This window comes from Flavobacterium sp. KH_001 (assembly GCF_057840745.1).
This window is the reverse complement of record NZ_CM174520.1, coordinates 1,839,715-1,865,388: the sequence shown is the minus strand read 5'-3', so window position 1 is coordinate 1,865,388 and position 25,674 is coordinate 1,839,715. Positions and strand designations below refer to the sequence as shown.

24 protein-coding genes and 1 riboswitch are annotated in these 25,674 nt (G+C 34.5%); of the genes, 21 read left to right on the top strand and 3 right to left on the bottom strand.

The genetic code is table 11. The features are described 5' to 3' along the window. Positions 1 to 64 precede the first annotated feature (64 nt). Positions 65 to 283, bottom strand: coding sequence for a hypothetical protein (locus AC3ITQ_RS08160; protein ID WP_489237939.1), 219 nt, complete (start codon positions 281 to 283; stop codon positions 65 to 67). 325 nt (positions 284 to 608) lie between these two features. On the opposite strand from AC3ITQ_RS08160, the gene polA reads away from it, so the two are divergent. After that, complete coding sequence (gene polA, locus AC3ITQ_RS08155; RefSeq protein WP_489237937.1) at positions 609 to 3,461, top strand: DNA polymerase I; 2,853 nt, start codon at positions 609 to 611, stop codon at positions 3,459 to 3,461. Positions 3,462 to 3,514: 53 nt separating this feature from the next. Then, entirely contained in the window at positions 3,515 to 3,904 is a 390-nt protein-coding gene (locus AC3ITQ_RS08150; protein ID WP_489237935.1) for a hypothetical protein, read from the top strand. Between the two features lie 44 nt (positions 3,905 to 3,948). Here the strand turns inward: AC3ITQ_RS08150 and AC3ITQ_RS08145 are convergent, their stop codons facing one another. Beyond that, entirely contained in the window at positions 3,949 to 4,974 is a 1,026-nt protein-coding gene (locus AC3ITQ_RS08145; protein WP_026983735.1) for a LacI family DNA-binding transcriptional regulator, read from the bottom strand. A gap of 192 nt (positions 4,975 to 5,166) precedes the next feature. Here AC3ITQ_RS08145 and AC3ITQ_RS08140 point away from each other — a divergent pair, with 192 nt between their 5' ends. From AC3ITQ_RS08140 to tsf, 6 genes are all read left to right on the top strand, one after another. Then, positions 5,167 to 5,916, top strand: coding sequence for a ferritin-like domain-containing protein (locus AC3ITQ_RS08140; RefSeq protein ID WP_489237933.1), 750 nt, complete (start codon positions 5,167 to 5,169; stop codon positions 5,914 to 5,916). 26 nt (positions 5,917 to 5,942) lie between these two features. Next, complete coding sequence (locus tag AC3ITQ_RS08135) at positions 5,943 to 6,755, top strand: ferritin-like domain-containing protein (protein WP_072970516.1); 813 nt, start codon at positions 5,943 to 5,945, stop codon at positions 6,753 to 6,755. Positions 6,756 to 6,948: 193 nt separating this feature from the next. Further along, positions 6,949 to 7,404 carry a 50S ribosomal protein L13 gene (gene rplM, locus AC3ITQ_RS08130; RefSeq protein ID WP_026983738.1) on the top strand — a complete coding sequence of 152 codons (456 nt, stop codon included), beginning with the start codon at positions 6,949 to 6,951 and terminating at the stop codon, positions 7,402 to 7,404. Further along, complete coding sequence (gene rpsI, locus AC3ITQ_RS08125; RefSeq protein WP_007808909.1) at positions 7,404 to 7,790, top strand: 30S ribosomal protein S9; 387 nt, start codon at positions 7,404 to 7,406, stop codon at positions 7,788 to 7,790. Before rplM ends, rpsI begins: the two co-directional genes overlap by 1 nt. A gap of 176 nt (positions 7,791 to 7,966) precedes the next feature. Then, the gene (rpsB, locus tag AC3ITQ_RS08120) at positions 7,967 to 8,770 is read left to right on the top strand and encodes a 30S ribosomal protein S2 (protein WP_026983739.1); all 804 of its coding nucleotides are present in this window, start codon (positions 7,967 to 7,969) and stop codon (positions 8,768 to 8,770) included. 136 nt (positions 8,771 to 8,906) lie between these two features. After that, on the top strand, positions 8,907 to 9,869 hold the full coding sequence (gene tsf / locus AC3ITQ_RS08115) for a translation elongation factor Ts (protein WP_375033904.1): 963 nt from the start codon (positions 8,907 to 8,909) through the stop codon (positions 9,867 to 9,869). A gap of 58 nt (positions 9,870 to 9,927) precedes the next feature. Here tsf and AC3ITQ_RS08110 read toward each other — a convergent pair whose 3' ends face one another. Further along, a complete protein-coding gene (locus tag AC3ITQ_RS08110) occupies positions 9,928 to 11,991 on the bottom strand; it encodes a M3 family metallopeptidase (protein WP_489237930.1) in 2,064 nt (687 codons plus the stop codon). A 271-nt stretch (positions 11,992 to 12,262) separates the two neighbouring features. Here AC3ITQ_RS08110 and AC3ITQ_RS08105 point away from each other — a divergent pair, with 271 nt between their 5' ends. The 13 genes from AC3ITQ_RS08105 (at position 12,263) to AC3ITQ_RS08045 (ending at position 25,652) form a co-directional block, all read left to right on the top strand. Then, positions 12,263 to 15,946: a TraB/GumN family protein gene (locus tag AC3ITQ_RS08105; RefSeq protein ID WP_489237928.1), complete on the top strand. Its 3,684-nt coding sequence runs from the start codon at positions 12,263 to 12,265 to the stop codon at positions 15,944 to 15,946. A gap of 58 nt (positions 15,947 to 16,004) precedes the next feature. Continuing rightward, positions 16,005 to 16,667: a queuosine precursor transporter gene (locus AC3ITQ_RS08100; protein WP_026983743.1), complete on the top strand. Its 663-nt coding sequence runs from the start codon at positions 16,005 to 16,007 to the stop codon at positions 16,665 to 16,667. Positions 16,668 to 16,679: 12 nt separating this feature from the next. Next, positions 16,680 to 17,357, top strand: coding sequence for a hypothetical protein (locus tag AC3ITQ_RS08095; protein WP_489237926.1), 678 nt, complete (start codon positions 16,680 to 16,682; stop codon positions 17,355 to 17,357). After that, a complete protein-coding gene (locus AC3ITQ_RS08090; RefSeq protein WP_489237924.1) occupies positions 17,357 to 17,926 on the top strand; it encodes a DNA-3-methyladenine glycosylase I in 570 nt (189 codons plus the stop codon). Before AC3ITQ_RS08095 ends, AC3ITQ_RS08090 begins: the two co-directional genes overlap by 1 nt. Before the next feature lie 89 nt (positions 17,927 to 18,015). Further along, positions 18,016 to 18,114: riboswitch (TPP riboswitch) on the top strand. 85 nt (positions 18,115 to 18,199) lie between these two features. Beyond that, complete coding sequence (gene thiS / locus AC3ITQ_RS08085) at positions 18,200 to 18,406, top strand: sulfur carrier protein ThiS (protein ID WP_310293579.1); 207 nt, start codon at positions 18,200 to 18,202, stop codon at positions 18,404 to 18,406. 163 nt (positions 18,407 to 18,569) lie between these two features. After that, a complete protein-coding gene (thiC, locus tag AC3ITQ_RS08080) occupies positions 18,570 to 20,393 on the top strand; it encodes a phosphomethylpyrimidine synthase ThiC (RefSeq protein WP_194658574.1) in 1,824 nt (607 codons plus the stop codon). 51 nt (positions 20,394 to 20,444) lie between these two features. Then, on the top strand, positions 20,445 to 21,044 hold the full coding sequence (locus AC3ITQ_RS08075; protein ID WP_489237922.1) for a thiamine phosphate synthase: 600 nt from the start codon (positions 20,445 to 20,447) through the stop codon (positions 21,042 to 21,044). Further along, on the top strand, positions 21,011 to 21,766 hold the full coding sequence (locus tag AC3ITQ_RS08070) for a hydroxymethylpyrimidine/phosphomethylpyrimidine kinase (RefSeq protein ID WP_489237920.1): 756 nt from the start codon (positions 21,011 to 21,013) through the stop codon (positions 21,764 to 21,766). The genes AC3ITQ_RS08075 and AC3ITQ_RS08070 overlap by 34 nt, the downstream gene beginning before the upstream one ends. After that, complete coding sequence (locus AC3ITQ_RS08065; protein ID WP_489237918.1) at positions 21,756 to 22,394, top strand: thiamine phosphate synthase; 639 nt, start codon at positions 21,756 to 21,758, stop codon at positions 22,392 to 22,394. Before AC3ITQ_RS08070 ends, AC3ITQ_RS08065 begins: the two co-directional genes overlap by 11 nt. After that, positions 22,375 to 23,151 (top strand): thiazole synthase, encoded by a 777-nt coding sequence (locus AC3ITQ_RS08060; RefSeq protein ID WP_489237916.1) that lies wholly within the window; start codon positions 22,375 to 22,377, stop codon positions 23,149 to 23,151. Before AC3ITQ_RS08065 ends, AC3ITQ_RS08060 begins: the two co-directional genes overlap by 20 nt. 140 nt (positions 23,152 to 23,291) lie before the next feature. Continuing rightward, the gene (locus tag AC3ITQ_RS08055; protein WP_489237914.1) at positions 23,292 to 23,669 is read left to right on the top strand and encodes a GxxExxY protein; all 378 of its coding nucleotides are present in this window, start codon (positions 23,292 to 23,294) and stop codon (positions 23,667 to 23,669) included. A gap of 75 nt (positions 23,670 to 23,744) precedes the next feature. Beyond that, complete coding sequence (thiH, locus tag AC3ITQ_RS08050) at positions 23,745 to 24,881, top strand: 2-iminoacetate synthase ThiH (protein ID WP_489237912.1); 1,137 nt, start codon at positions 23,745 to 23,747, stop codon at positions 24,879 to 24,881. A gap of 60 nt (positions 24,882 to 24,941) precedes the next feature. Continuing rightward, positions 24,942 to 25,652 (top strand): HesA/MoeB/ThiF family protein, encoded by a 711-nt coding sequence (locus tag AC3ITQ_RS08045; RefSeq protein ID WP_489237910.1) that lies wholly within the window; start codon positions 24,942 to 24,944, stop codon positions 25,650 to 25,652. Positions 25,653 to 25,674 lie beyond the last annotated feature (22 nt).

Here is a 25,674-nt window from a genome sequence, read left to right as displayed (position 1 = left end):
TCCATAACCATTATTCCTGTTTTGTCTCCTTTAGAATTCTTCGAAAACAAAACAAAAGCAATACTTATTTTTTCACTTTTGTTGTTTCTGCTTTCGGAGCTTCCGTTTTTGCTGATTTTGTTTTTTTATAAGCTTTGTTTTTTGGGTGTTTTGTAGCTTTCACTTCTTTTGAAGGAAGTTCTTTTACTTCTTTTGCAGGACCAACTTTTACAGCAGGTGGAAATGCGTGTACCATTACACTTGTTCCTAAAACTGCTACTAGTAACATCAATAAATTTCTCATGATTTCTAAGATTTAAATTAATACCTTTTATTTTACAGATCAAAAGTACCTCTGCAAAATGAAGAGAAAATGAAGAATTTCATCATAATAAATACTTTAACTTGATATTAACGGTTTGCGTAGATTTCCACCATATAAATTATATAAGTTCATTTATTCATCAACGCAAAATCAGATTAACCGCTGTGCGCCAACCAAACCATAGACGCACTGCTGTGCGTCTCTACTAAAATAGACTTATATAACTTATATGGTGGAAAAAAAATCTTTCTATTTTAATTTTTGAGAACCCAATTGTTTATTTTTACAGACTAATATTTTTTTTATGTCAACTCAAAAACGTCTTTTTCTTCTCGATGCTTACGCACTAATTTTTCGTGGTTATTATGCCTTTATAAAAAACCCGAGAATTAACTCTAAAGGAATGGATACATCAGCGATCATGGGATTCATGAACTCGCTTTTGGATGTTATAAAACGTGAAAAACCAGATCATTTGGCTGTAGCTTTTGATAAAGGCGGAAGCCACGTTAGAACCGAAATGTTTGTCGAATATAAAGCCAATCGTGATGCTACTCCAGAAGCGATTAAAATTGCTGTGCCTTATATTCAGGAATTATTAAGAGCCATGCATATTCCGATTATTGAAATAGAAGGTTGCGAAGCCGATGATTTGATTGGAACAATTGCCAAGCAAGCCGAAAAAGAAAACTACAAAGTTTTTATGGTAACGCCTGATAAAGATTTTGCTCAATTAGTTTCTGAGAACATATTTATGTACAAACCAGCCCGAATGGGTAATGGAATAGAAATTTGGGGCGTTCCTGAAGTTTTGGCAAAATTTGAAATCGAAAGACCAGAACAAGTAATTGATTTTCTGGGAATGATGGGAGATGCCGTCGATAATATTCCGGGATTACCAGGTGTTGGTGAAGTTACAGCAAAAAAGTTCCTAAAGGAATTTGGTACGATGGAAAATCTTCTGGACAACACGCATTTACTGAAAGGTAAAATGAAAGAAAATATTGAAGCCAATAAAGAAAAAGGAATTTTATCTAAAAAACTAGCGACGATTATATGCGATTGTGACGTTACTTTTAATGAAAATGACTACGAACTATCACGTCCTGATATCGAAAAAACAGATGCTATTTTTCAGGAATTGGAATTCAGAAGAATGGCAGAACAATTTGATAATTTATTTAAAGTTGGTGGCGGAAATGAATTAGCTACTTCTGCAGCTCCGGCTTCTGATACTAAATTATACAAAAAACCACAACCTAAAAATGAAGATCAATTTGATCTTTTTGGCGGCGGTACAACTTCTGATGAAAATTCGGAAATTGAAAGAACTTCATTTTACAATACTTTAGAAAATACCCCTCACTCCTATCAGCTTATTCAGGGAGATTTGGGAATAAAATTGCTTTTACAAAATCTACAAAATCAGACTTCTGTTTGTTTTGATACCGAAACTACAGGTTTAGATGCTTTGCATGCTGAGTTGGTTGGAATAGCTTTCTCTTTTGAAAAAGGAAAAGGATTTTATGTTCCGTTTCCGGAAAGCCAGGAAGAAGCGCATACTTTAATTGAAAAATTCAGACCATTTTTTGAAAATGAAAACATCGAAAAAATAGGTCAGAATTTAAAATATGATTTAAAAATCCTTTCTAATTATGGCATCAACGTAAAAGGAAAACTTTTTGATACGATGATTGCGCATTACCTGATCAATCCGGATATGCGTCATAATATGGATATTTTATCTGAAACATATTTGAAATATTCTCCAAAATCAATTGAAACTTTAATTGGTAAAAAAGGAAAAAATCAAATTACAATGCGCGATGTAGCCCTTGAAGAGATTAAGGAATATGCTGCCGAAGATGCTGATGTTACTTTTCAATTAAAAGAACTTTTTACAACCGAATTAGATAAAACGGAAACCAAAAAATTATTTGATGAAATCGAGATTCCGTTAGTAACTGTTTTGGCTGCTATGGAAACTGAAGGAATTCGTTTGGATGTTGATTTTCTGAAACAAATGTCAACCGAAATGGAGGTTGAGATTAAATCTTTGGAACAAAAAATCTACGAAACTGCCGGCGAGAAATTCAATTTGGCTTCACCGAAACAATTGGGAGATATCTTATTTGATAAAATGAAAATTGGCGGTGCGAAACAAAAGAAAACGAAAACAGGTCAATACGCAACTGGCGAAGATGTGTTAATGTATTTAGCCAACGACAATCCGATTATAAAAGAAATTTTGGATTGGCGTCAAATGGTGAAATTGCAAAGTACTTATATTTTGGCTTTGCCGGAACAAGTAGACAAGAAAACGTTACGCGTTCATACCGATTATATGCAAACTGTTGCCGCAACGGGGCGTTTAAGCTCGAATAATCCCAACTTGCAAAACATTCCGATTCGTACGGAAAGAGGGCGTCAGATTCGTAAAGCTTTCGTTGCACGCGATGAAAACCATACTTTAATCTCTGCCGATTACTCGCAAATAGAATTAAGAATTATTGCCGCTTTAAGCGGCGAAGAAAATATGATCGCGGCTTTCAAAAATGGAGAAGACATTCATAAGGCAACGGCTTCAAAAGTTTTTGATGTGCCTTTAGATGAAGTAACACGCGAACAAAGAAGCAATGCAAAAACAGTAAACTTCGGAATTATATACGGTGTTTCTGCTTTCGGATTGAGCAATCAGACTTCATTATCAAGAAGCGAAAGTTCGGCATTAATCGAAGCATACTATAAAACGTATCCAAGATTAAGATCTTATATAAATGAACAAATTGAATTTGCACGTGAAAACGGATACGTTCAAACTATTTTAGGTCGTCGCCGTTATTTAAAAGATATCAACTCGGCAAATGCCGTTGTTAGAAGTGCTGCGGAACGAAATGCTGTAAATGCACCAATTCAGGGAAGCGCTGCGGATGTAATTAAGATTGCCATGATCAACATTCATAAAAAACTAACAGAAGAGAACTGGAAATCTAAAATGCTACTTCAGGTTCATGATGAGCTTGTGTTTGATGTGCACAACGACGAATTAGAAAAAATCCAGCCGCTGATTAAACATGAAATGGAAAATGCTTTTATGATGAGTGTTCCTTTGGATGTTGAATTGGGCATGGGTGCAGATTGGTTAGCCGCGCATTAAGCAATTTTAGATTTTTTGATTGTAGATTTTAGATTATTAAATAATAATAAAGAATGATAGATAACTTTAAGCCTCCTATAAAAACCCGAACAACGCAAGAACTATTAAACATTGTTGGTTCTCCAAAAAAGTGGAATAGAGACGCGCTTTATCTAGCTAAATATGAATTGGCAAACAGAAATGTTGATACATCTGAAATCGAAAACGCCATTCGATTAGCCAATGAAAAAGAAGAACAGAAAAAATTAGAAAAGGCAAACAAAAGTTATCACATTCTAGATTTTATACTAACACCAAGAAGTACTTTGTTTGAATTACTATTTACATGGGAATTGAAAAAAGACGGCTATCTATTAAAAGCGCAACAACAAAAATCTTTTAGAATTGCTCTTATTCTTGTTATACTTTTTGTCTACGCAATAAAATTCATTCAGGAGAATTAAAAAAAAATCCATCTGACGCGTCGGATGGATTTTTTTTGTTTTATTTAAGCTTTTCTTGTAGACTCTCGTTCTTTCAATTTCGTTTTGATAACGATCGTTTCATAATCAGAAGTTTCATCTTCAGATTCTTCCAATCTTTCTATTAATTTTTTGGCAGCTACTTCTCCAATTTCAATTCCATGCTGACTAACCGTTGTTAAACTTGGTGACAAACGTCTTGATGCTAAAATCCCATCTGCAAAACCAATTATCGAAATATCCTCCGGAACTCTGTATCCCTTTTTCAAACTCACTCTTAAGGCTGCAACTGAATCATTTTCATCTAAAGCAAAAATCGCATCAATTTTGTTGTCAAAAATGGCATCAATTTTACTTTTCATATCCTCTTCAGAATCGGTACGAAGAATAATTTTTTCGTTTACCGGAATATTATTATCAGCCAAAGCTTTTAAATATCCATCCGCCCTTAATTTTCCAACACTTAAATTGTCTACTGAAGAAATTAAGGCAATATTTTTACATCCTAGATTGATTAAATGCTGCGTTGAATTCAAAGCAGAATCAAAATCATCAACGACAACTTTATCACATTCTACTTCATCTGCAATTCGGTCAAACATTACAATTGGAGTTCCGTCATTAATAATAGCAGAGAAATGACTGTAATCTTGTAATTTCTGAGCTTCTTCAGAAACGGAAAGAATAAATCCGTCAATAGTTCCGTTACTCAACATTTCAAGTGTATGAATTTCTTTTTCTAAAGATTCGTTCGAAATACAGGTAATTACATTATATCCTTTTTTATCGGCTACTTTCTCGATACCGCTAAAAACCTTTGCAAAAAAGGAATTTAATATATTAGGTATAATTACACCGATTGTTTTGGTTTTACGATTCTTCAGATTCAGACCAATAACATTTGGCTTGTAATTTTTGAGTTTGGCATACTCCTTAATCTTCACCTTCGTTTGCTCACTAATCTCCGGGCTATCATTCAATGCCTTAGACACCGTAGATACAGAAACACCAAGTTCTTTCGCAATTTGTTTTAGAGTTGCTTTAGCTTTCATCTATTAATATTTTATGTAATTAATACAAATATAGTAGAATTACCTAAAATAAAACAAAAAACACCTACCAGTATTTAAAATTATAAGGCTTTTTAGAAAAATTAAAAAATAGATGGTTTTTTCAAAACCGGATGTCTTTAAATCTCGTTAATACCTAAATATATGTTATTAACCTTTTAAAAGACCTTGATTATGAAAAACGAAGTTAAAATTCATGAAGTTGACCCTTCATTGAATAACAGAAGGAGCTTTCTAAAGCTCAGCGGCTTAACACTAGTTGGCGCAGGTTTGGTTTTAGCTGGCTGCAGCGATAATGATAATGATGACAATGACATGCAGGATAACACTCTGCCCGGAATAAAAAATGGAGTATTTGATTTAGGCTCTGGAGATTTTGGAGTTCTGACCTATGCCTATGCCTTAGAACAGTTAGAAGCTGATTTTTACACTAAAGTTGTAAACTCCTCAAATTTCAATACTACTTTTAATGATATCGAACGTCAGGTTCTGACCGATTTGTATCATCACGAAGTAGTTCACAGAGATTTTTTTAAAGCCGCATTGACCGGAGCACTTCCTGACCCGAGTTCACAATTACTTCCTTCTCTGGCATTCAATTATGGATCCATGAATTTTAATAGTCGTACTGAAGTTCTTGCAACTGCAAAAGCTTTGGAAGATACAGGGGTTGCCGCTTATAACGGAGCCGGGAAATTAATTAAAAGTCCAGACTACTTATTATTAGCTGGTAAAATTGTTTCAGTAGAAGCCAGACACGCTTCAGCAATAAGAAGTCTGATTAATCCAAATTCAAGCGATTTTGCAGGTGATGATATTATCAACACATCAACTGGCCTGGATGTAGCCCAGGATCCTTCTAAAATCCTGCCAATTGCAGGAGGATTTATTACCACAAAATTTACTGCCAAATATTTACCTTAATCCTAACTAGCTAAAACTTAGAAATTATGAATATCTTAAAATTTATAGAAACCTTCACTGATGATAGCTTAATGAATAGCACTGGTTCCCGAAGAGACAGTTTTTCACAGTTTGGAAATATTGGAAAAAATTTAGCATTCGCAGCAATTCCTTTCGGGCTTTCCGCTTTTGCCAACAAAGCACTAGCTGCAGATATAACCGCCACACCAGCGACACCAATTGGGGCCTTACAATTTGCCCTGACTTTAGAATATCTTGAAAACGAATTTTATGCAATGGCACTAGATTCTGGCGTAATTCCAGCATCTGAAAACGGTGGACGTGATTTAAAAGTTTTTCAGCAGATTGCCGCTCACGAAGCAGATCACGTTTCTTTTTTAATTGCAGGATTAGGAGGAACAATGAGTGCGAACTTTGTTCCGAAGCCTACTTTTGACTTTACTGTTGGAGGAGCATTTGATCCTTTTGGAGATTACCCGACCTTTTTGGCATTGGCACAAGCTTTTGAAGACACAGGCGTGAGAGCTTATAAAGGACAAGCTGCCAATTTAATTACAACTCCTGATTTATTAACCGCAGCTTTACAGATTCATTCTGTTGAAGCACGACACGCATCAGAAGTAAGAAGATTACGCGGACTAAAAGGCTGGATTTCGAATGCTGAGAGAGGCGCCGGAATGCCCGCAGCCACGCAAGCCGTATATGATGGCGAAGGCGTTACCATGCAGGCCGGTTATAATACAGCCAGTTTATTTGGAGCTGCCGCAGGATCAGAAGCTTATGATGAGCCGCTTACAACACAACAAGTTGTAGACATCGCAAATATATTTATTGTTTAACAAAACAAATCCAAATATTGAACCACCTTCGCGTTATTGTGAAGGTGGTTTTTTTTTTATTGTTTTAAATAGAAAACTGAAGGCCTGATTTTCAACAGATAAAATATTCTTTTCAGGTATTTGGTTTTAAAATAATTAATTGTACTTTTGCATCCCCTTTATTGGGGATGGAATGTTTAATTAAAATAATATTATGGACGCATTAAGCTACAAGACAATTTCAGCTAGCAAAGCCACTGTAACTAAAGAGTGGATTGTTGTTGATGCTGAAGGGCATAACTTAGGACGTCTTGCTTCAAAGGTTGCGATGATCTTAAGAGGTAAGTACAAACCAAGTTACACACCGCACGTTGACTGTGGAGATAACGTAATTGTTATCAACTCAGAAAAAATTAACCTTACAGGTACAAAAATGAATGACAAAATTTACATGCGTCATACAGGTTACCCAGGAGGACAAAGAACTTTAACTGCTAAAGTATTGCAATCTAAAAACCCTGCATTATTAGTAGAAAAAGCTGTAAAAGGAATGTTACCTAAAAACAAATTAGGAGCTGAACTTTTTAGAAATCTAAATGTTGTTGTAGGTGCTGAGCATACTCACGGAGCTCAAAAACCTAGAACTGTTAACCTAAACGATCTTAAGTAATGGGAGTTATTCACAAAATCGGTAGAAGAAAAACCGCTGTTGCACGTGTATATGTTTCTGAAGGAACAGGAAAAATCACTGTAAACAAAAAAGAATTCGCAACTTACTTTCCAACTGCAACTTTACAATACAAAGTTTTACAACCAATGTCTATGACAGAAAATGTAAACAACTTTGATGTAAAAGTAAACGTTTACGGAGGTGGTTCAACTGGTCAGGCAGAAGCTGTAAGAATGGCATTAGCACGTGTTATGTGTGAAGTAAATGCTGAAAACAGAGCTATCTTAAAACCAGAAGGTTTATTAACAAGAGATCCAAGAATGGTTGAACGTAAGAAATTCGGTCAGAAGAAAGCTCGTAAGAGATTCCAATTCTCTAAACGTTAATATTACCTGTCTTGTACATTTGGTACAAGACAAGATCAATTATTTATTGAAATTAAAAAACACAGTTGTTGTTGCTCTCCTATCGAGGTAGGAAATAGTTTAGCATCTAAATGTATAAAGCCTGGGAAACCGCCATTTATACATTGCTAATCAACAGAACGTAAACTAGTACAAAAATGGCAAACAAAATAGAAGTAAAAGACTTACTAGAAGCAGGTGTTCACTTTGGACACATGACTAGAAAATGGGATCCAAATATGGCCCCTTACATTTATATGGAGCGTAATGGTATTCACATTATCAATCTATATAAAACTGCAGCAAAAATTGAAGAGGCTAATGAAGCTTTGAAAAAAATCGCTGCATCAGGTAGAAAAATCTTATTCGTAGCTACCAAAAAACAAGCTAAAGACATCGTTGCTGAAAAAGCAAAGGCTGCAAACATGCCTTACATCACTGAAAGATGGCCTGGTGGAATGCTAACTAACTTCGTAACTATCAGAAAGGCAGTTAAAAAAATGTCTTCTATTGATAAAATGAAGAAAGATGGTACTTTCATGACGTTATCTAAAAAAGAGCGTTTGCAAGTTGATCGTCTACGTGCTAAATTAGAGAAAAACTTAGGTTCAATCGCTGACATGTCTAGACTACCAGCTGCATTGTTCGTAGTAGATATCAAAGCTGAACACATCGCAATAAAAGAAGCACAAAAATTAAACATTCCAGTTTTCGCAATGGTTGATACGAATTCTGACCCAAGAGAGGTTGATTACGTTATTCCTGCAAATGATGATGCTTCTAAATCAATTGACAAAATTTTATCTTTAGTTACTGCTGCTGTAATCGACGGTCTTTCTGACAGAGGTTCTGACAAAGAAGCTGAAGTTTTCACAGAAGAAGCTCCAGCTACTGAAGCTGCTGCTCCAGCTGTTGAAGCTGCACCGGCTGTTGAAGCTGCTGCTCCTGCAACTGAAGAATAAATCAAATTTAAATTCCAAATTTTAAATTCTAAAATCCAACCACAAATTAAAAACGTTATGTTGATAATTTAATAAAATTGGAATTTAGAATTTAAAAGATGGAATTTTTACTTTTAACATTAAAATTCAAAATATTATGGCAACAATTACTGCTGCAGACGTAAATAAATTAAGACAAACTACAGGTGCCGGAATGATGGACTGTAAAAAAGCTTTAGTTGAAGCTGATGGAGATTTCGATAAAGCTATACAAAACCTTAGAGAAAAAGGACAAAAAGTTGCTGCTAACCGTTCTGACCGTGAGTCTTCTGAAGGAGCTGCTGTTTCTTTTATCAATGCTGATAATACTAAAGGAGCTATCATCACTTTAAACTGCGAAACAGATTTCGTAGGTAAAAATGAGGCTTTCGTAACTTTGGCTAAAGAATTAGTTGAAAGAGCTATTAACTTCTCTTCTAAAGAAGATTTCTTAGCTTCAGATTTCAACGGAATTACTGTTGCTGAAAAATTAATCGAGCAAACTGGAGTTATCGGAGAAAAAATCGAAATCGGTGGTTTTGAAATTTTAGAAGGTGCTTTTGTTGGATCTTATGTTCACGTTAACAAAATTGCTGCATTAACTGCAATTTCTGCTGCAATTCCTAACGCTGACGTTTTAACTAAAGATGTTTCTATGCAAGTTGCTTCTATGGGAGCTGATACACTATCTTACAAAGATTTTGATCCTGCTTTCGTTGAATCTGAACTTGCTGCTCGTATTGCTGTAATCGAAAAGGATAATGAAGAAGCAAAACGTTTAGGAAAAACTTTAAAAAATGTTCCTAAATATATTTCTTTCTCTCAATTAACTGAAGAAGTTTTAAAACAAGCTGAAGAAGATGCTAAAGCTGAATTAAAAGCTGAAGGTAAACCAGAGCAAATTTGGGATAAAATTATTCCAGGAAAAGTACAACGTTTCATTTCTGACAATACAACTTTAGATCAAGAGAAAGCTCTATTAGATCAAAACTTCATTAAAGATGATAGTAAAAAAGTTGGTGATTATGTTAAAGGATACAACGTTGAAATCACAGGTTTCAAAAGAGTTACTTTAGGTTAATATATTATTATTTCAATATAAAAAGCCCGAATATTCATTTATTCGGGCTTTTTTATTTTTATGAATTCTGGACTGTCGGAAAATTTCTGGCACGCATCAAAGCATTTGATTCCGGAGCTCTTCCTCTAAAATTCTCGTACATCTTTTCATTATCAATAGTATTTCCAACGCTTAAAACCGTATCATAAAGACGTTTTGAAATTTCTTTATCATAAGGACCTTTGCCTTCTATAAAAGCCTCATAGGCATCCGCATTAATGACATCTGCCCATAAATAACTATAATATCCGGCTGCATATCCATCACTTGAAAAAATATGCGCAAATTGCGGAATTCTATGGCGCATTACAATTTCTGATGGCATATTAATTTCTTGCAGAACGTCCTTTTCAAATTTATGAGGATCAATAGTTTCTGTTGTTAAGTGCAGCTTCATATCAACAAAAGAACTTGAAATTGTTTCTACTGTCGCAAATCCTTCATTAAAATTAGCCGCTTTTTCAAGTCTTTCAACTAACACAGCTGGCAATGGCTGCTTTGTTTTATAATGCAGCGCAAACTTATTTAATACTTCCGGAGTGGCCAGCCAATGTTCCAGCAACTGCGACGGAAATTCTACATAATCTCTTGCAACGGCAGTTCCGCTTAAACCAGGATAGGTAACATTTGAGCATAATCCGTGTAGTGCATGACCAAATTCATGAAATAAGGTCGTGGCATCATCCCATGAAATCAAAACAGGCTCATTTGCTGCGCCTTTAATAAAATTGCAATTGTTAGAAACAATTGGAAGTACATTCTCTTCTATTTTCTGTTGTTTCCTATGTGAGTTCATCCAGGCCCCGGATCGCTTTCCCTGGCGCGCGTAAGGATCAAAATACCACAAACCCACAGGATTTCCAGTTGTTGAATTATTCACCTCCCAAACTCTTACATCTGAATGATAAACCGGAACATCAAAAACTTGTTTGAAACCTAAATCAAATAATTCACCTGCAACCCAAAACATACCTTCACGTAAATCTTCTAACTGCAAATACGGCTTTAACTCGTTTTGATCTAAATCATACTTTGCTTTACGAACTTTTTCAGCATAATAACGATAATCCCAAGGCTGAATTTTAAAATTTACGCCTTCCAGATCTACCATTTCCTGCATCGAGGCAACGTCATTTTTTACTTTTTCAACAGCCGGTTTCCAAACAGATTCCATTAAATCTAAAGTCTTCTGCGGATCTTTTGCCATTTTATTAGACAAACTCCATTGGGCAAAATTGTCGAATCCTAAAATTTTAGCTTTTCTGGCTCTTAATTGCAAAATAGATACAAGTGTTTCATTTGTATTATTTTCATTTTTGTTATCTCCCCGCTTCACAAAAATATCAAAGGCTTTCTCCCTTAAATCACGGCGATTAGAAAAAGTCAAGAAAGGTTCAATTGAGGATCTTGTGTTTCCAATACATGCCAAAACATTTAAATTTCTTTCTTTCGCCTCTGCGATGGCGGCATTTTTAAATGCTTCCGGCAAGCCATCCAAATCTGATTCAGATCGCAATTCCAGAAACTGATCATTTTCTTCTGCTAATAACTTTTGACTAAAAAGCGTAAAAAGCCCAGCAAGCTCCTGATTAATTTTAGCCACTTCTTCCTTATTAACTTCACTTAGCTCTGCTCCTTCTTTAACAAAATCTGTATAATAAAGCCAAACCAGACGTTGTTGCTCCTCATTTAATTTTCCCTTTGCATCAGATTTATACAATTTTTCGATTCTCGAAAATAATTTCTTATTCTGATACATTTTGTTATTGATCGCTGCTAATCTTGGAGACATTTCTGTATCAACATCATTAAACTCCGGACTGCTCAAATTAGATCTGTAAATTCCGAAAACGGTCTGAACCTGATTAAGCGTTTTGCCTGAAAGTTCTAAAGCAACAATTGTATTTTCAAAACTAACCTCTTCTAAATTATTTGCTATAGCATCAATTTGATCCAGCTTTTCCTGAATAGCAAATTCTAGTGCCGGTTTAAAATCTGAAACTTTATATTCATTAAAAGCAGGAACACCTCCATAGGGTCCTGTCCATTTCTTTACTAAAAAATTAGTAGCATCTGTCGCCATATAAGAAAAATTGAAGTGTATATTTTATGCTTTCCCCTTGCTAAGGAAGCAATAGCACATTATTACTTCAAAAGTACCTAAAAGTTATCAATCAAAAAACAAATCTTAATTGCCTTAAAAAAGACTTGCCAGAGAAACTTTTCCGGCTCTTAAAGCAAATTTTGGTTTTTAAGAAAATACCTTATAAAAAACAAAGAAAAAGCCAAATTCATAAACGAAAAGACCGTAATCTATTTTATATTTGTTTAGCTAAACCACTAAACCAACCCTTTTGAAAAAATTACTTTACATCTCATTATTAATAACTTCAGTCCTTCAGTCGCAAAACAAGAGTTTATTTTGGGAAATATCCGGTAACGGTTTAACCAAAAAATCCTATATCTACGGGACTATGCATGTTAATGATAAAATTTCGTTTCATTTATCTGATTCGTTTTTCACCAATCTTCTGGGTTCTGATATTGTGGCCAATGAAAGCAATCCTGAAACATGGGGAAGCTTGAACGATCTAATGAAAAGTAATGATTTCAACTCCTATAAAAAGTTTTATACCGAATTCTATTTGTTCCCCACAACAAAAGAAAATATTCAGACTATTTTTATTAATGACAATGGCAAGTATTTTAGAAATATGTTATCCGGAGCCGAAGGAGATCAGGCCGATTTTCAGGAAGACACGGTATTAGACATGTTTATTTTTCAAACAGGAAAAAAATATAAAAAGAAAATTGTTGGTTTGGAAGATGCAAAAGAATCAATGCTTTCGATATTGCAAATCATTGATGAAGACGCAAAACCAAAAGAAGAAAATAAACTTGCTTTAGTAAAAATTTTAAAAAACAGAAATCCTCAGGAAGCCCTAAAAGAATATTACAGAGAGAAAGACATTATAATGCTTGACTCGATTTATAAGCTAATATTTTCGAAAAAAGCACATGATGCCCTTATTGTTAACCGCAACAAAATAATGACTAAAAGCATTGATTCTATTGCCAAAACAGGCAGTTTATTCTCAGCTGTGGGTGCGGCGCATCTTGCAGGAAATGACGGTATAATTGAACTTTTAAGACAGAAAGGTTATACGGTAAAACCTATAATCGATACTTTTACCGAAAACGGAAAAAATCAGAAGAAAACTATCGAAGCTTATTTTCCTAATCCTAATTTTACCGTTTCGAACACCAAAGATAAAATGGTACAATTGCCATTATATAAAACCACTATCGAAGAAAACGAAAGCATGGGCTCTCCGGATTTTACCAACGGTGGCGCCATTACGATAAAAAGAATTCCGTTAAATTATTTCCTAAAAAACACTGATGTTACTTATAATCCGAAATCACTGGATAGTTTGTTTTTTGAAAAAATTGCAGGGGATATTATTGAAAAAAAATATACTGAGCAGCCTAACTATGCCAGTTATGATATAAGAAACATTACAAAAACAGGAAACGCTCAGCATTCAAAATTTTACATCACGCCATTAGAAATCATTTCTATTGCGATGACCGGACCTGCAAATTACGTTCGACAATATGAAAATGAAGTTTTCGAAAATATTAAAATTAAACCTTTTAAAAACGAATGGGAAAAGATCAAACCTTTAAAAGGGGGTTTTGAAGCTGAACTTCCATCATTCAATTTTGTCTTTGGAAACAATGCCGAAAAAGGCACTAATATTGATATTCAAGCTTACGATAATCAGGAAAAAGGATTCTATTTTTTAAGAGAGAAAACCCTAAATGATACCAGTTTCCTTGAAAATTCTGAATACGAGCAAAAGCAAATTCATTATCAATTTTATCTTCAGCAAGATCAGGATTCGACCGCTACAAAATATAACAAAATTGAAAATTCTTTTGTTTCATCCTCTAAAATTGGAGACCGAAATATCAAATTAAAAACGGTTATTTCTGGCAATAAATATTATTTATTGGGTACTGTGAATACATCTGAAGCGAATACAAATCGCTTTTTTAATTCATTTGTACTTGCTCCGTTCGATTACAAATCAAAATCTAAAGTTTTAGTAGATTCAACTGCAAACTATAAAATCGAAATTCCAGAAAAAGAGAACGAAAATCTATTTTTAAAATTAAAACAAAACAAGCGCGAGGCAAAAAATGCCTTTAAAGTTGTAAATCAGTTTCAGGCATTTAATTCTGAAACCGGTAGAAAAATCAAACTAGCCTACCATAAATTCCCTAAATACGAACAAACATTCTCTATTGATTCTGTTCAGCGTATGCTTAAAAAAGAATTTCTAAATCAATATGAAAGCGATTCTGAACAAAATTATTTTGAGGCAGAAGACGATGAAAGTTACGAAACTGCAACTTCATTATTAAGTCCTGAATTGTTTCTTAAAAAAGGATTCTCGCAATCTTTATGGGACGAAATTATTGCTGACAAAAAAGATAATTACGAATTTTTATCTGAAAATACCACTTTTAACAAAGACCAAAATAGTTACACCATTAACGCTTTAGTTTCTAAGCCTAATGCAAATCAGGCCATTAAATACAAAGTTCTTTACAAAAACAACTCCTATTATCTATTGAATACTCTGGTTGAGAAAAACTATAAAAATGATGACCCTTTCATAGAAAAAACCTTTAACTCACTAGATCTGGTTGACAATATCAAAACGGATACTGCTGAAGACAAGGTAAAGCTTTTTATCGAAGATGCTAAAAGTGAAAAAGATACCATTCGTTATTCGGCCTTAAACACGATTGATAATCTTGATATCACACAAAAAGATTTTGAAGCGATTACCAACTTCATCAACACTTTTAAATTTAAAGAAAGTGAAACGGATGCTATAACTTCATTATTGGAAAAAATTGGTAAAATAGAAGATGAAAGAGTAATTCCTTACCTCGAGAATTATTATAAAAAAGAATCAACAAAAACAGATGTACAAATTAGTATTTTAAAAAGTATTTCGCACCAAAAATCAAGAGCAGGATACAAAAAAATCAATGAATTATTAGAGTACGATTTGCCTATTTCCGATTTACAATATGAGATTGGAAGCCTCTTTTATACTTTTGAAAGAGATCCTGAAAATAGCAAAGAATTGTTTCCTGAGATTTTTCAATATTATAGTATTAAAGAATACAACAAGCCAATCATTAGCTTTTGTAATTCATTATTAGAGAAAAAATTGATTTCAGTTAAAAAGTTAAAAGCATTTAAAAAAATAATTCTGACCAATACCAAGCTCGAATATAAAAGAGTAGCAAGCTGGAACGAAAAAAACAAAGCTACACAAGAGGCAGCTACCGCAGAAGACGAAGTAACTTTTTATTCTGAATCTTCACGATCATTAACTGATTTGATAAATTACACTAATTTAATCTATAATTACACCGATGATAATGCTGTAAAAGAGGTATTAAAAAAAATAAAAAACCTTGACATTCCGGAATTAAACATAGAATTAGTCCGATTAGGAATTACACATAATTCACTAAATACAACTGAAATTGAAGGTTTTCTAAACGATCCTAAAACGCAATTCATCACAATCAATTTGTTGTTAAATCAAAACAAAAAAGATTTAATACATCTTTCCGATGATGAAATTGCGAAATCGGCCGCTGTAAATTTTCAAAATCTTTCTAAAAAGGATTCTTTAACTTTATTAAAAAAGCAAATTGTAGAAAAAGATAATCATGAAATTTCGTTTTACTTTTATCAGATTCAAAGAAAAAATGACGAAACAAAAGCGATCAAAAAACAATTGTACACTCTTGCTTTTTTAAACGAAAACAAAAAAATAAATCCTTTGGCCTATACTACTGCTCCAATAAAAACAATTAGTATTGAAGAAAATCCGGAGAAAACATATGCTCTTATCATCAATGAAACCCTGAATGGTGATCATATGAGAGCAAGTTTTGAAAAAGAAAAAGAAGAAGAGGAGTTATCAATTGGTGAAGAATATTAAATCTATTTTCGGCATAAAATAGTTAACTTTGAAGTATCAGATTTTATAGTACGTATTTATGTTCAAAACCAAAAAAGAAATTGTCTTTGTAATTCTGGCGGGAATTTTTATAACAAATGCAGTTGTCGCGGAGCTTATTGGAGGAAAATTAATTCAGATTGGACCGTTTGTAATGAGTATTGGTATTTTACCATGGCCAGTAGTTTTCCTAACAACCGATTTAATAAATGAATATTTTGGAGAAAAAGGAGTTAAAAAACTCTCTTTTATCACCGCTTGTTTAATTGCCTATGCCTTTTTAATTTTATTTATGGCTATTGTAATTCCGGCGGCAAAAGGAATAAGTCCCGTAAATGATGAACAATTTCAGGCTGTTTTTGGACAAAGTATGTGGATTATTGTTGGAAGTATTATTGCTTTTATGGTTTCGCAGCTTATAGATGTGAGTATATTTTGGTTCTTTAAAAACCGAACAGGCGATAAAAAAATATGGCTTCGAACGACAGGATCAACTGTAATTTCGCAATTGTTTGATTCGTTTATTGTACTTGGAATAGCTTTTTGGCTTCCGGGAAAAATTGACTTTGATACGTTTCTTTCATCAGCATTGATAGGTTACACCTTTAAATTATCTATAGCCATTTTATTGACACCATTAATTTACGCAGGACATCATTTGATTAAAAAATATTTGGAAGGAGACATTTCTCATAAGGACTAAAAAATTATTGTTATGAAAAAAACTAATGTAATATTACTATTTTCAATCTGCTGCTTCCTTTATAGCTGTGGCAGCGATGACAAAAAGCAACCTAACGCTAAAGTATATCCTGTTAGTTCTTTAAAACCTGCTCCTCAAAAACCACTTGATCCAACTCCTGCTAAAATAGCCGTCGCAAAAGACAGCGACGATAAATCTCCTCTTAATAAAAAAAAGGCTTTTACTGTCACTAAACCCATTGTAAAGCCAGAAATTCCTACTGCAAAAATAGCGACAACAGAAAGAGCTCCAACTCCGGCTCCAGAAAAAAAAGAAGAAGACTTAATGAGTTTTGTTAATTTGCGCAAAATTTTTTCGGGTACTAAAATTGGCCAAACTATGAGTCAAGAAGATTTGACGCAAAATTTTAGAATTCCCGAAGAAGCAGTTAAACTCGTTAAAAGTGTTACCAGAACAGCTCAGGATGAATTAAATGTAAAATGGCGTTCAACCTGGCTTGTAGAAAAAGTATCTGATGCCGAACTTGAAGATGGTAAAATGAAAGTTAGATTTCAGGCCAATAAAATGTTCATGTCTGGTAAAGCAATTGGCATTAAATACAACAGAAAAGTCTATAATGATTTAATAATAATTGGCCATTCCGCCTATATACCAAGTGTAAAAGGATATCATTGGCAAATTGGTAAATAATGGAAAACGAAAATTTAATTCGATGCAGTTGGTGTACTTCCAGCGATTTGTATAAAAAATATCATGACGAAGAATGGGGCGTTCCCGTTTATGACGATCCCACTTTGTTTGAATTTTTAATTCTAGAAACTTTTCAGGCCGGCTTAAGCTGGATTACCATTTTAAACAAAAGGGAGAATTTCAGAAATGCATTTGACTATTTTGATTATAAAAAAATAGCCTTTTATTCTGAAGATAAAATCGAAGAATTAATGCAAAATACCGGAATTATCCGTAATAGACTAAAAATAAAAGCAGCCGTTTCCAACGCGCAGGCTTTTATGAAAGTACAGGACGAATTTGGCAGTTTCTCTGATTATATTTGGAAATATACCAACGGAAAACCAATCATAAATAACCTTAAAACGTCAAAAGACGCTCCGGCCACTACTCCACTTTCAGACGAAATCAGTAAAGATTTAAAAAAAAGAGGTTTTAAATTTGTCGGTTCAACCGTAATTTATGCACACATGCAAGCCACCGGAATAGTCAATGATCACGCGGAAGATTGCTGGAAAAGAGCTAACTAAACAGTTACAATTTTCAGTCACAGTTTTCAGTTTTTCACAACCTGAAACTTGAAACTTGAAACTTTTAAACAAAAATTACATATATTTGCTTCACACTTTAGGGGTGTCTGCTAAATAAGCAGGCTGAGATTTTACCCTCTGAACCTGATCTAGTTCATACTAGCGTAGGGAAAAGTAAGATGACTTCTGCGCGCATTTTTATGCGTTTTTGTAGCCATTCCTAAAGTAGAGACGCACGGCAGTGCGTCTCTACAAGAAACTAAATCTAAAGGAATGGAACTAAAAATCAACCAACAAATCAAAAAGTTCAATGCTGAATCGCTAAGCGTTCAATCATTGCTCGATCTCGAAATTCCAAACAAACAAAACGGAATTGCCGTTGCCATTAACAACACCGTCGTTCCAAAAATCAATTGGAACCAACATCTCGTACAAGAAACTGACGAAATTCTGATTATTTCTGCTACACAGGGGGGCTAAAAGTTAAATTCCAATCGCAAAAACCTCGGGATAAAATCCAAATTCCAATTTCATACAGAAAGTAGACACACCGCTGTTCGTCTACCGAACCATCTTTCATTTTACATCTAACATTCAACACAATCAAGATCAACTTGAAACCTGAAACTTGAAACAAAAAACTATGACAACAGAAGAACAAATTTCCAGAACCCCTTTTCCGAATTCTAAAAAAGTTTATGTCAATGGTGAAATTCACCCCATAAAAGTGGCGATGCGAGAAGTCATTTTAAGCGACACCAAACTATCAAATGGCGGAATTGAGAAAAATCCACCTGTAACGGTTTACGATACTTCAGGTGCTTATACAGATCCAAACATCGAAATCGACATTAGAAAAGGATTGCCGCGCTTACGCGAAAGCTGGATTCTGGATCGAAATGATGTCGAAATTTTAAATGAAATAACCTCTGATTACGGGCAAACCCGTTTGAAAGACGAAAGCCTAAATCACCTTCGATTTGAATATTTGCATCAACCAAAACGTGCCAAAAAAGGGGCAAACGTAACGCAATTGTATTACGCCAAACAAGGAATCATAACTCCCGAAATGGAATATATTGCGATTCGTGAAAACCAACGCATTGAACTTTTAAACGAGCAAACCAAAGCGATGCAATGCCAGCATGCGGGTCATAGTTTTGGGGCAAATACACCAAAAAGCAAAATTACCCCTGAATTTGTTAGAAGTGAAGTTGCCTGCGGAAGAGCCATTATTCCAAACAATATCAATCATCCGGAAAGCGAACCAATGATTGTTGGTCGTAATTTCTTAGTCAAAATAAACGCCAATATTGGTAATAGCGCTGTGACTTCGAGCATTGAAGAAGAAGTTGAAAAAGCGGTTTGGGCTTGCCGATGGGGAGCAGACACGATTATGGATTTGTCAACCGGAAAAAACATTCACGAAACAAGAGAATGGATTATTCGAAATTCTCCCGTTCCAATTGGTACAGTTCCCATTTATCAGGCTTTGGAAAAAGTAAAAGGAATTGCCGAAGATTTAACCTGGGAAGTTTTCCGAGATACTTTAATTGAACAGGCAGAACAAGGCGTTTCGTATTTTACGATTCACGCCGGAGTTTTACTTCGCTACATCCATTTAACCGCTGATCGTGTTACCGGAATTGTTTCGCGTGGCGGATCGATTATGGCAAAATGGTGTTTGTTTCATCATAAAGAAAACTTCTTATATACCCACTTTGAGGAAATCTGCGAAATCATGAAACAATATGATGTGGCTTTTTCTCTTGGAGACGGTTTACGTCCGGGTTCGATTGCTGATGCTAACGATGCTGCACAATTCGCCGAATTAGAAACGCTTGGAGAATTAACCAAAATTGCATGGAAACATGATGTTCAGGTTTTTATTGAAGGTCCGGGTCACGTGCCAATGCACATGATTAAAGAAAATATGGACAAACAATTGGAGCATTGTAACGAAGCACCTTTTTACACTCTTGGGCCATTAACGACTGATATTGCTCCAGGTTACGATCATATTACTTCAGCAATTGGAGCGGCCATGATTGGCTGGTATGGATGCGCGATGTTGTGCTATGTAACGCCAAAAGAGCATCTTGGCTTACCAAACAAAAAAGACGTAAAAGATGGTGTAATCACTTATAAAATTTCAGCTCATGCTGCGGATTTGGCCAAAGGTCATCCAGGTGCCCAATATCGTGACAACGCTTTAAGTAAAGCCCGTTTCGAATTCCGTTGGGAAGATCAATTTAACTTATCACTTGATCCTGATACTGCCAGAGAATTCCATGATGAAACACTTCCTGCTGATGGTGCAAAAGTGGCACATTTCTGTTCTATGTGTGGTCCAAAATTCTGCTCTATGAAAATATCTCAGGAAATTAGGGATGTTGCTGCCGCAGAAAAAGGAATGCAGGAGAAATCAGAGGAGTTTATTGAACAGGGGAAAGAGATTTATATCTAGAAAATAGAGTCTAGAATCAAGAGAATAGAATCAAGAGTAAAGATAAAAGATATGATTGTGATTACTAATCCTTCTGCAATTTCTGGCGCAATTGACATTATTGGATCTTTATTTGAGGAAGGATTGTCTTTGCTTCATATTCGGAAACCTGAATTTTCTGAAATTGAAATGGCGCATTTTATTGATCAGATAAAAGTAGAATTCAGATCTCATTTGGTTTTACACAGTCATCATCAATTGGCAGAAGATTTTGGAATTAACCGAATTCATTTTTCTGAAAAAGATCGAAAACATTCTCATGATTTTCCTGCAAGGTTTTCAAAACCTTGCAGGTATTCAACATCAACTCATTCTATAGAAGATTTTAATTCTTTAGAAAAAGAGTTCGAATATGCCTTTTTAAGTCCTGTTTTCAAAAGCATTTCTAAAGAAGAGTATTATCCTGAAAAAGATCTTTTTAAGGCTTTGGCATTCAGAACAAACACAAATACAAAAGTTATCGCTTTAGGCGGAATTGATCTTGAAAACATCAAAAAAACACTTGAAAATGGTTTTGACGATGTCGCGCTTTTAGGAAGCATCTGGAATAGTGAAAACCCTGTAAAACAATTTAAATTATGTCAGCAAATCGCCCATTCGTACTTAGCATAGCAGGATTTGATCCTTGTGGTGGCGCGGGTGTTTTAGCTGATGTTAAAACATTCGAGCAACAGCTGGTGACCGGTTTTGCTGTTGTAACGGCAAATACAATTCAGACGGAAGATGGCTTTTATGAAATTCAATGGACCAATTTGAGTTTTGTAATCCGCTCTATTGAAACGTTATTTCTAAGCTATAAAATCAAAACGGTAAAAATAGGAATTATGCCAAGCCTGCATTACTTAAACCGAATTCTTTCAACGATAAAATTGTTGTCTCCAACGACTAAAATTATCTGGGATCCGGTTTTAAAATCCACAACAAAATTCGAGTTTTTGAAAGTTGAAGAAGATACAGATCTTAACAAGATTCTTTCAAAAATTGATTTGATTACACCAAATTACAACGAAATTGAAATTTTATTTCCCGGTTTTGTTCCGAACAAACTCTGGCTCCAAAATGAAATTCCAACCAACATTTTACTAAAAGGAGGACATAACGAATCGCAAATTGGTACCGATCGTTTGTTCTTAAAAAATGAAATTATTGAATTAGCCCCTTCCCAAAAAAAATGTTTTGAAAAACATGGTTCCGGCTGTGTTTTATCAGCAGCAATAGCCGCAAATCTGGCATTAGACCAAACTTTGGAAGAAGCTTGTAAAAATGCGAAAACCTACATAGAAAAATACCTGAATTCAACATCAACTTTAATTGGATATCACTATGTACAATAAACTGCAATACATTTCGCAAGGAAGAACAATCGAAGAACAATTGTATAATATTCATCACGCCTTAGATGCCGGATGCGATTGGATACAACTGCGTTTCAAAAATCAAACAGCCAAAGACACTTTTGCTTTAGCGGAAGCGGTAAAATTTTTATGCGAAGAATATCTCGCCAATTTTATTGTAAATGACAATTTGTATCTGGCACAACAAATCGCTGCAGATGGTGTGCATTTAGGTTTAACCGACATGAATATTGCAGAAGCAAGAGCAATTTTGGGAAATACTAAAATTATTGGAGGAACAGCCAACACCTTTGAAGATATTGAAAAACACGTAAAAAATGGCTGCGATTATATCGGATTAGGACCTTTTCGTTTCACCGATACAAAAGAAAAATTAAGCCCCATTTTAGGTTTATCAGGCTACCATACTACTCTTCAAAAAATGAAAAACAGTAAAATAGAAATTCCTGTTTACGCCATTGGCGGAATCACATTAAACGATATAAGTCCGTTAATGGAAACCGGGATTCACGGAATAGCGGTTTCTGGAATGATTACAAAAAATAATCAAAAAGAAAAATTAATTCAACAACTCAACGAAAAATTATATGCAAACGTCAGTGTTTAATATTGGAGATAAAAGCTTTAAATCGCGTTTGTTTTTGGGAACGGGAAAGTTTGGTTCCAATATCCAAATGGAAGAAGCGATCCTGGCATCAGAAAGTGAATTGGTGACAGTAGCTTTAAAACGCATCGATCTGGAAACAGATACCGATGCTATTTTGTCGCACTTAAAACATCCAAATATCAATTTATTACCCAATACATCTGGAGCTAGAAATGCAAAAGAGGCTGTTTTTGCAGCGCAGTTAGCAAGAGAAGCACTCGAAACCAATTGGGTAAAACTCGAAATTCATCCCGATCCAAAATATTTAATGCCCGATCCAATTGAAACTTTAAGAGCAACGGAGGAATTAGCCAAACTTGGATTTTTTGTTTTGCCCTACATTCATGCTGATCCTGTTTTGTGCAAACATTTAGAGAGTGCAGGAACAACTGCGGTGATGCCTTTAGGCTCGCCCATTGGAAGCAATAAAGGATTAAAGACTATTGATTTTCTTGAAATTATTATCGAACAAAGTACTGTTCCTGTAATTATAGATGCCGGAATCGGCGCTCCATCCGACGCTGCAAAAGCAATGGAAATTGGTGCCGATGCTGTTTTGGTTAATACTGCAATTGCGGTAGCCGGAAACCCAAAATTAATGGCTGAAGCATTCAAAGAAGCCGTTATTGCAGGACGAAAAGCTTTTGAAGCTAAAATTGCGAATCAACAAAATTATGCTGTTGCTTCTAGTCCTTTGACCTCATTTTTATATGAGTAAGATTATTTCACGCAGATTTTGCAGATTTAAGCAGATTAAAAATGATTTTTATATGTTGAAAACTATAAACTGGGGTTACAAAAGCAATTAAAAAAGGAAGAAAATTCTTTAATTTTTAAGTTATTTTAAATTAAAGAATAATGACTGAAAATGAAATATCGTATCTAGTTAGAGGAGCAATTTTTAAAGTATATAATAATTTAGGGCCTGGATTATTTGAATCCGTTTATGAAAGCGCCTTGTTTTATGAATTAACAAAAGCAGATTTACAAGTTCAGAAACAAGTTGAAATTATAATTCCTTACGGAGAAATAATATTAGATCCAGCTTTTAGAATTGATCTTTTAGTTGAAGACAAAGTAATAATCGAATTAAAATCTGTTGAAGATTTAGCTCCAATACATTATAAACAACTTTCGACATATTTAAGGCTCTCAAATAAGAAATTAGGATTACTTGTTAATTTCAATACTCTAAACATATTAGCTGATATAAAACGAATTGCAAATAAGGTATAAGTATAGCAAATTAAAATCAATTTTAATCTGCTTAAATCTGCAAAAATCTGCGTGAAACAAAAACACACAATCCAAATGAAAACATTTAAAGCAATATTTGAGCAATATAATTGGGATAAAATTCAATCTAAAATATACCATACAACTTCTCAGGATGTCGAACGTGCGTTGGCAAAAACAAAACGCAATATTGATGATTTTTTAGTTTTGATTTCTCCTATTGCCCAAAATTATTTGGAGCAAATGGCGCAGCAATGTCATGAACTAACCAAAAAACGCTTCGGAAAAACGATTCAAATGTATGCGCCATTATATTTAAGCAACGAATGCCAAAACATTTGTACGTATTGTGGTTTCAGTTTAGACAATAAAATCAAACGAAAAACACTTACAGACCCCGAGATTAAACTTGAAGTTGAAGCATTAAAAAATGTTGGTTTCGATCATGTTTTATTGGTAACCGGCGAAGCAAATTACACCGTAAACATTAATTATTTCCTGAATGCAATTGCTTTAATACGAGAACAATTTTCTATTATTTCTGTGGAAGTGCAGCCACTTTCTACCGAAGATTATGAACGTTTGCATGAAGCGGGTGTTTATTCTGTTTTGGTGTATCAGGAAACCTACCATCAGGAAGTTTACAAAAAATACCATACAAAAGGAAAAAAATCAAATTTTGATTACAGGGTGGAAACTCCTGACCGAATTGGAACAGCCGGAATTCATAAAATTGGTTTAGGTGTTTTATTAGGTTTAGAAGATTGGCGAACGGATAGTTTTTTCAACGCACTTCATTTAGATTATCTGCAAAAGAAATATTGGCAGACTAAATATTCGGTTTCCTTCCCGAGGCTGCGTCCGGCAGAAGGCATTATCGAACCTAATTTTATTATGGACGATAAAGATCTGACACAACTCATTTGTGCTTATCGCCTATGGAATGAAGATCTGGAAATTTCTATTTCAACTCGTGAAAACGAAAAATTCAGAAATAACATTATTCCGATTGGTGTCACCAGCATGAGTGCAGGATCCAAAACCAATCCGGGTGGTTATGTTGTTGATCCACAATCTTTGGAACAATTTGAAATCAGCGACGAACGCTCTGCAGAAGAAATAGGACAAATCATAAAAGGTTCAGGTTACGAACCCGTTTGGAAAGATTGGGACAGAACATTTAGTCAAAGGTCTGAAAGTCGAAAGTCATAAAGTCTACCAACTTTTGACTTTATAACTTTCGACTTTCAAACTTTAAGATTTCAAAAAAAAATGAGCATTATACAAGAATTTCTACGTTACAACCGACAAACCATTCTTCCTGAAATTGGTGATGAAGGGCAGGAAAAACTCAAAAAAGCAAAAATATTAGTAATTGGCGCGGGCGGTTTGGGCTGCCCCATTTTACAATATATTGCAACGGCCGGAGTTGGTTATATCGGAATTATGGATTTTGACACCATTGAAATTCACAACTTACACCGACAGATTTTATATACTGAAAATGAAATTGGACAAGAGAAAGCAATTGTTGCAAAAGAAGTCGTTTCAAAACTGAATCCCCTAATTGAAGTTGAAGCTATTAATGTGAAATTGACAAGTGAAAACGCAGGAACTATTATTCAGCAATATGATGTTATTGTTGATGGTTCTGATAATTTTGCAACGCGTTATTTGGTAAACGATACTTGTGTTGAATTTCAAAAACCTTTAGTCTACGGAAGTATTTTAAAATTTGAAGGTCAGGTTGCTGTTTTTAATCATAACGGAAGTAAAAACCTTCGTGATTTATTTCCTGAAATGCCAGATCCCAAAGAGGTCCCAAATTGTAATTTGAATGGTGTTTTAGGAACTTTGCCCGGAATTATTGGAACTATGATGGCGCACGAAACCCTCAAATTGATTTTAGAATTACCAACTTTAAAAAATGAATTGGTACTTTTTAATACGCTAAATTGGGGTTTTACAAAGTTGCATTTCTAAAGAATGTGAATTTAAAATCATC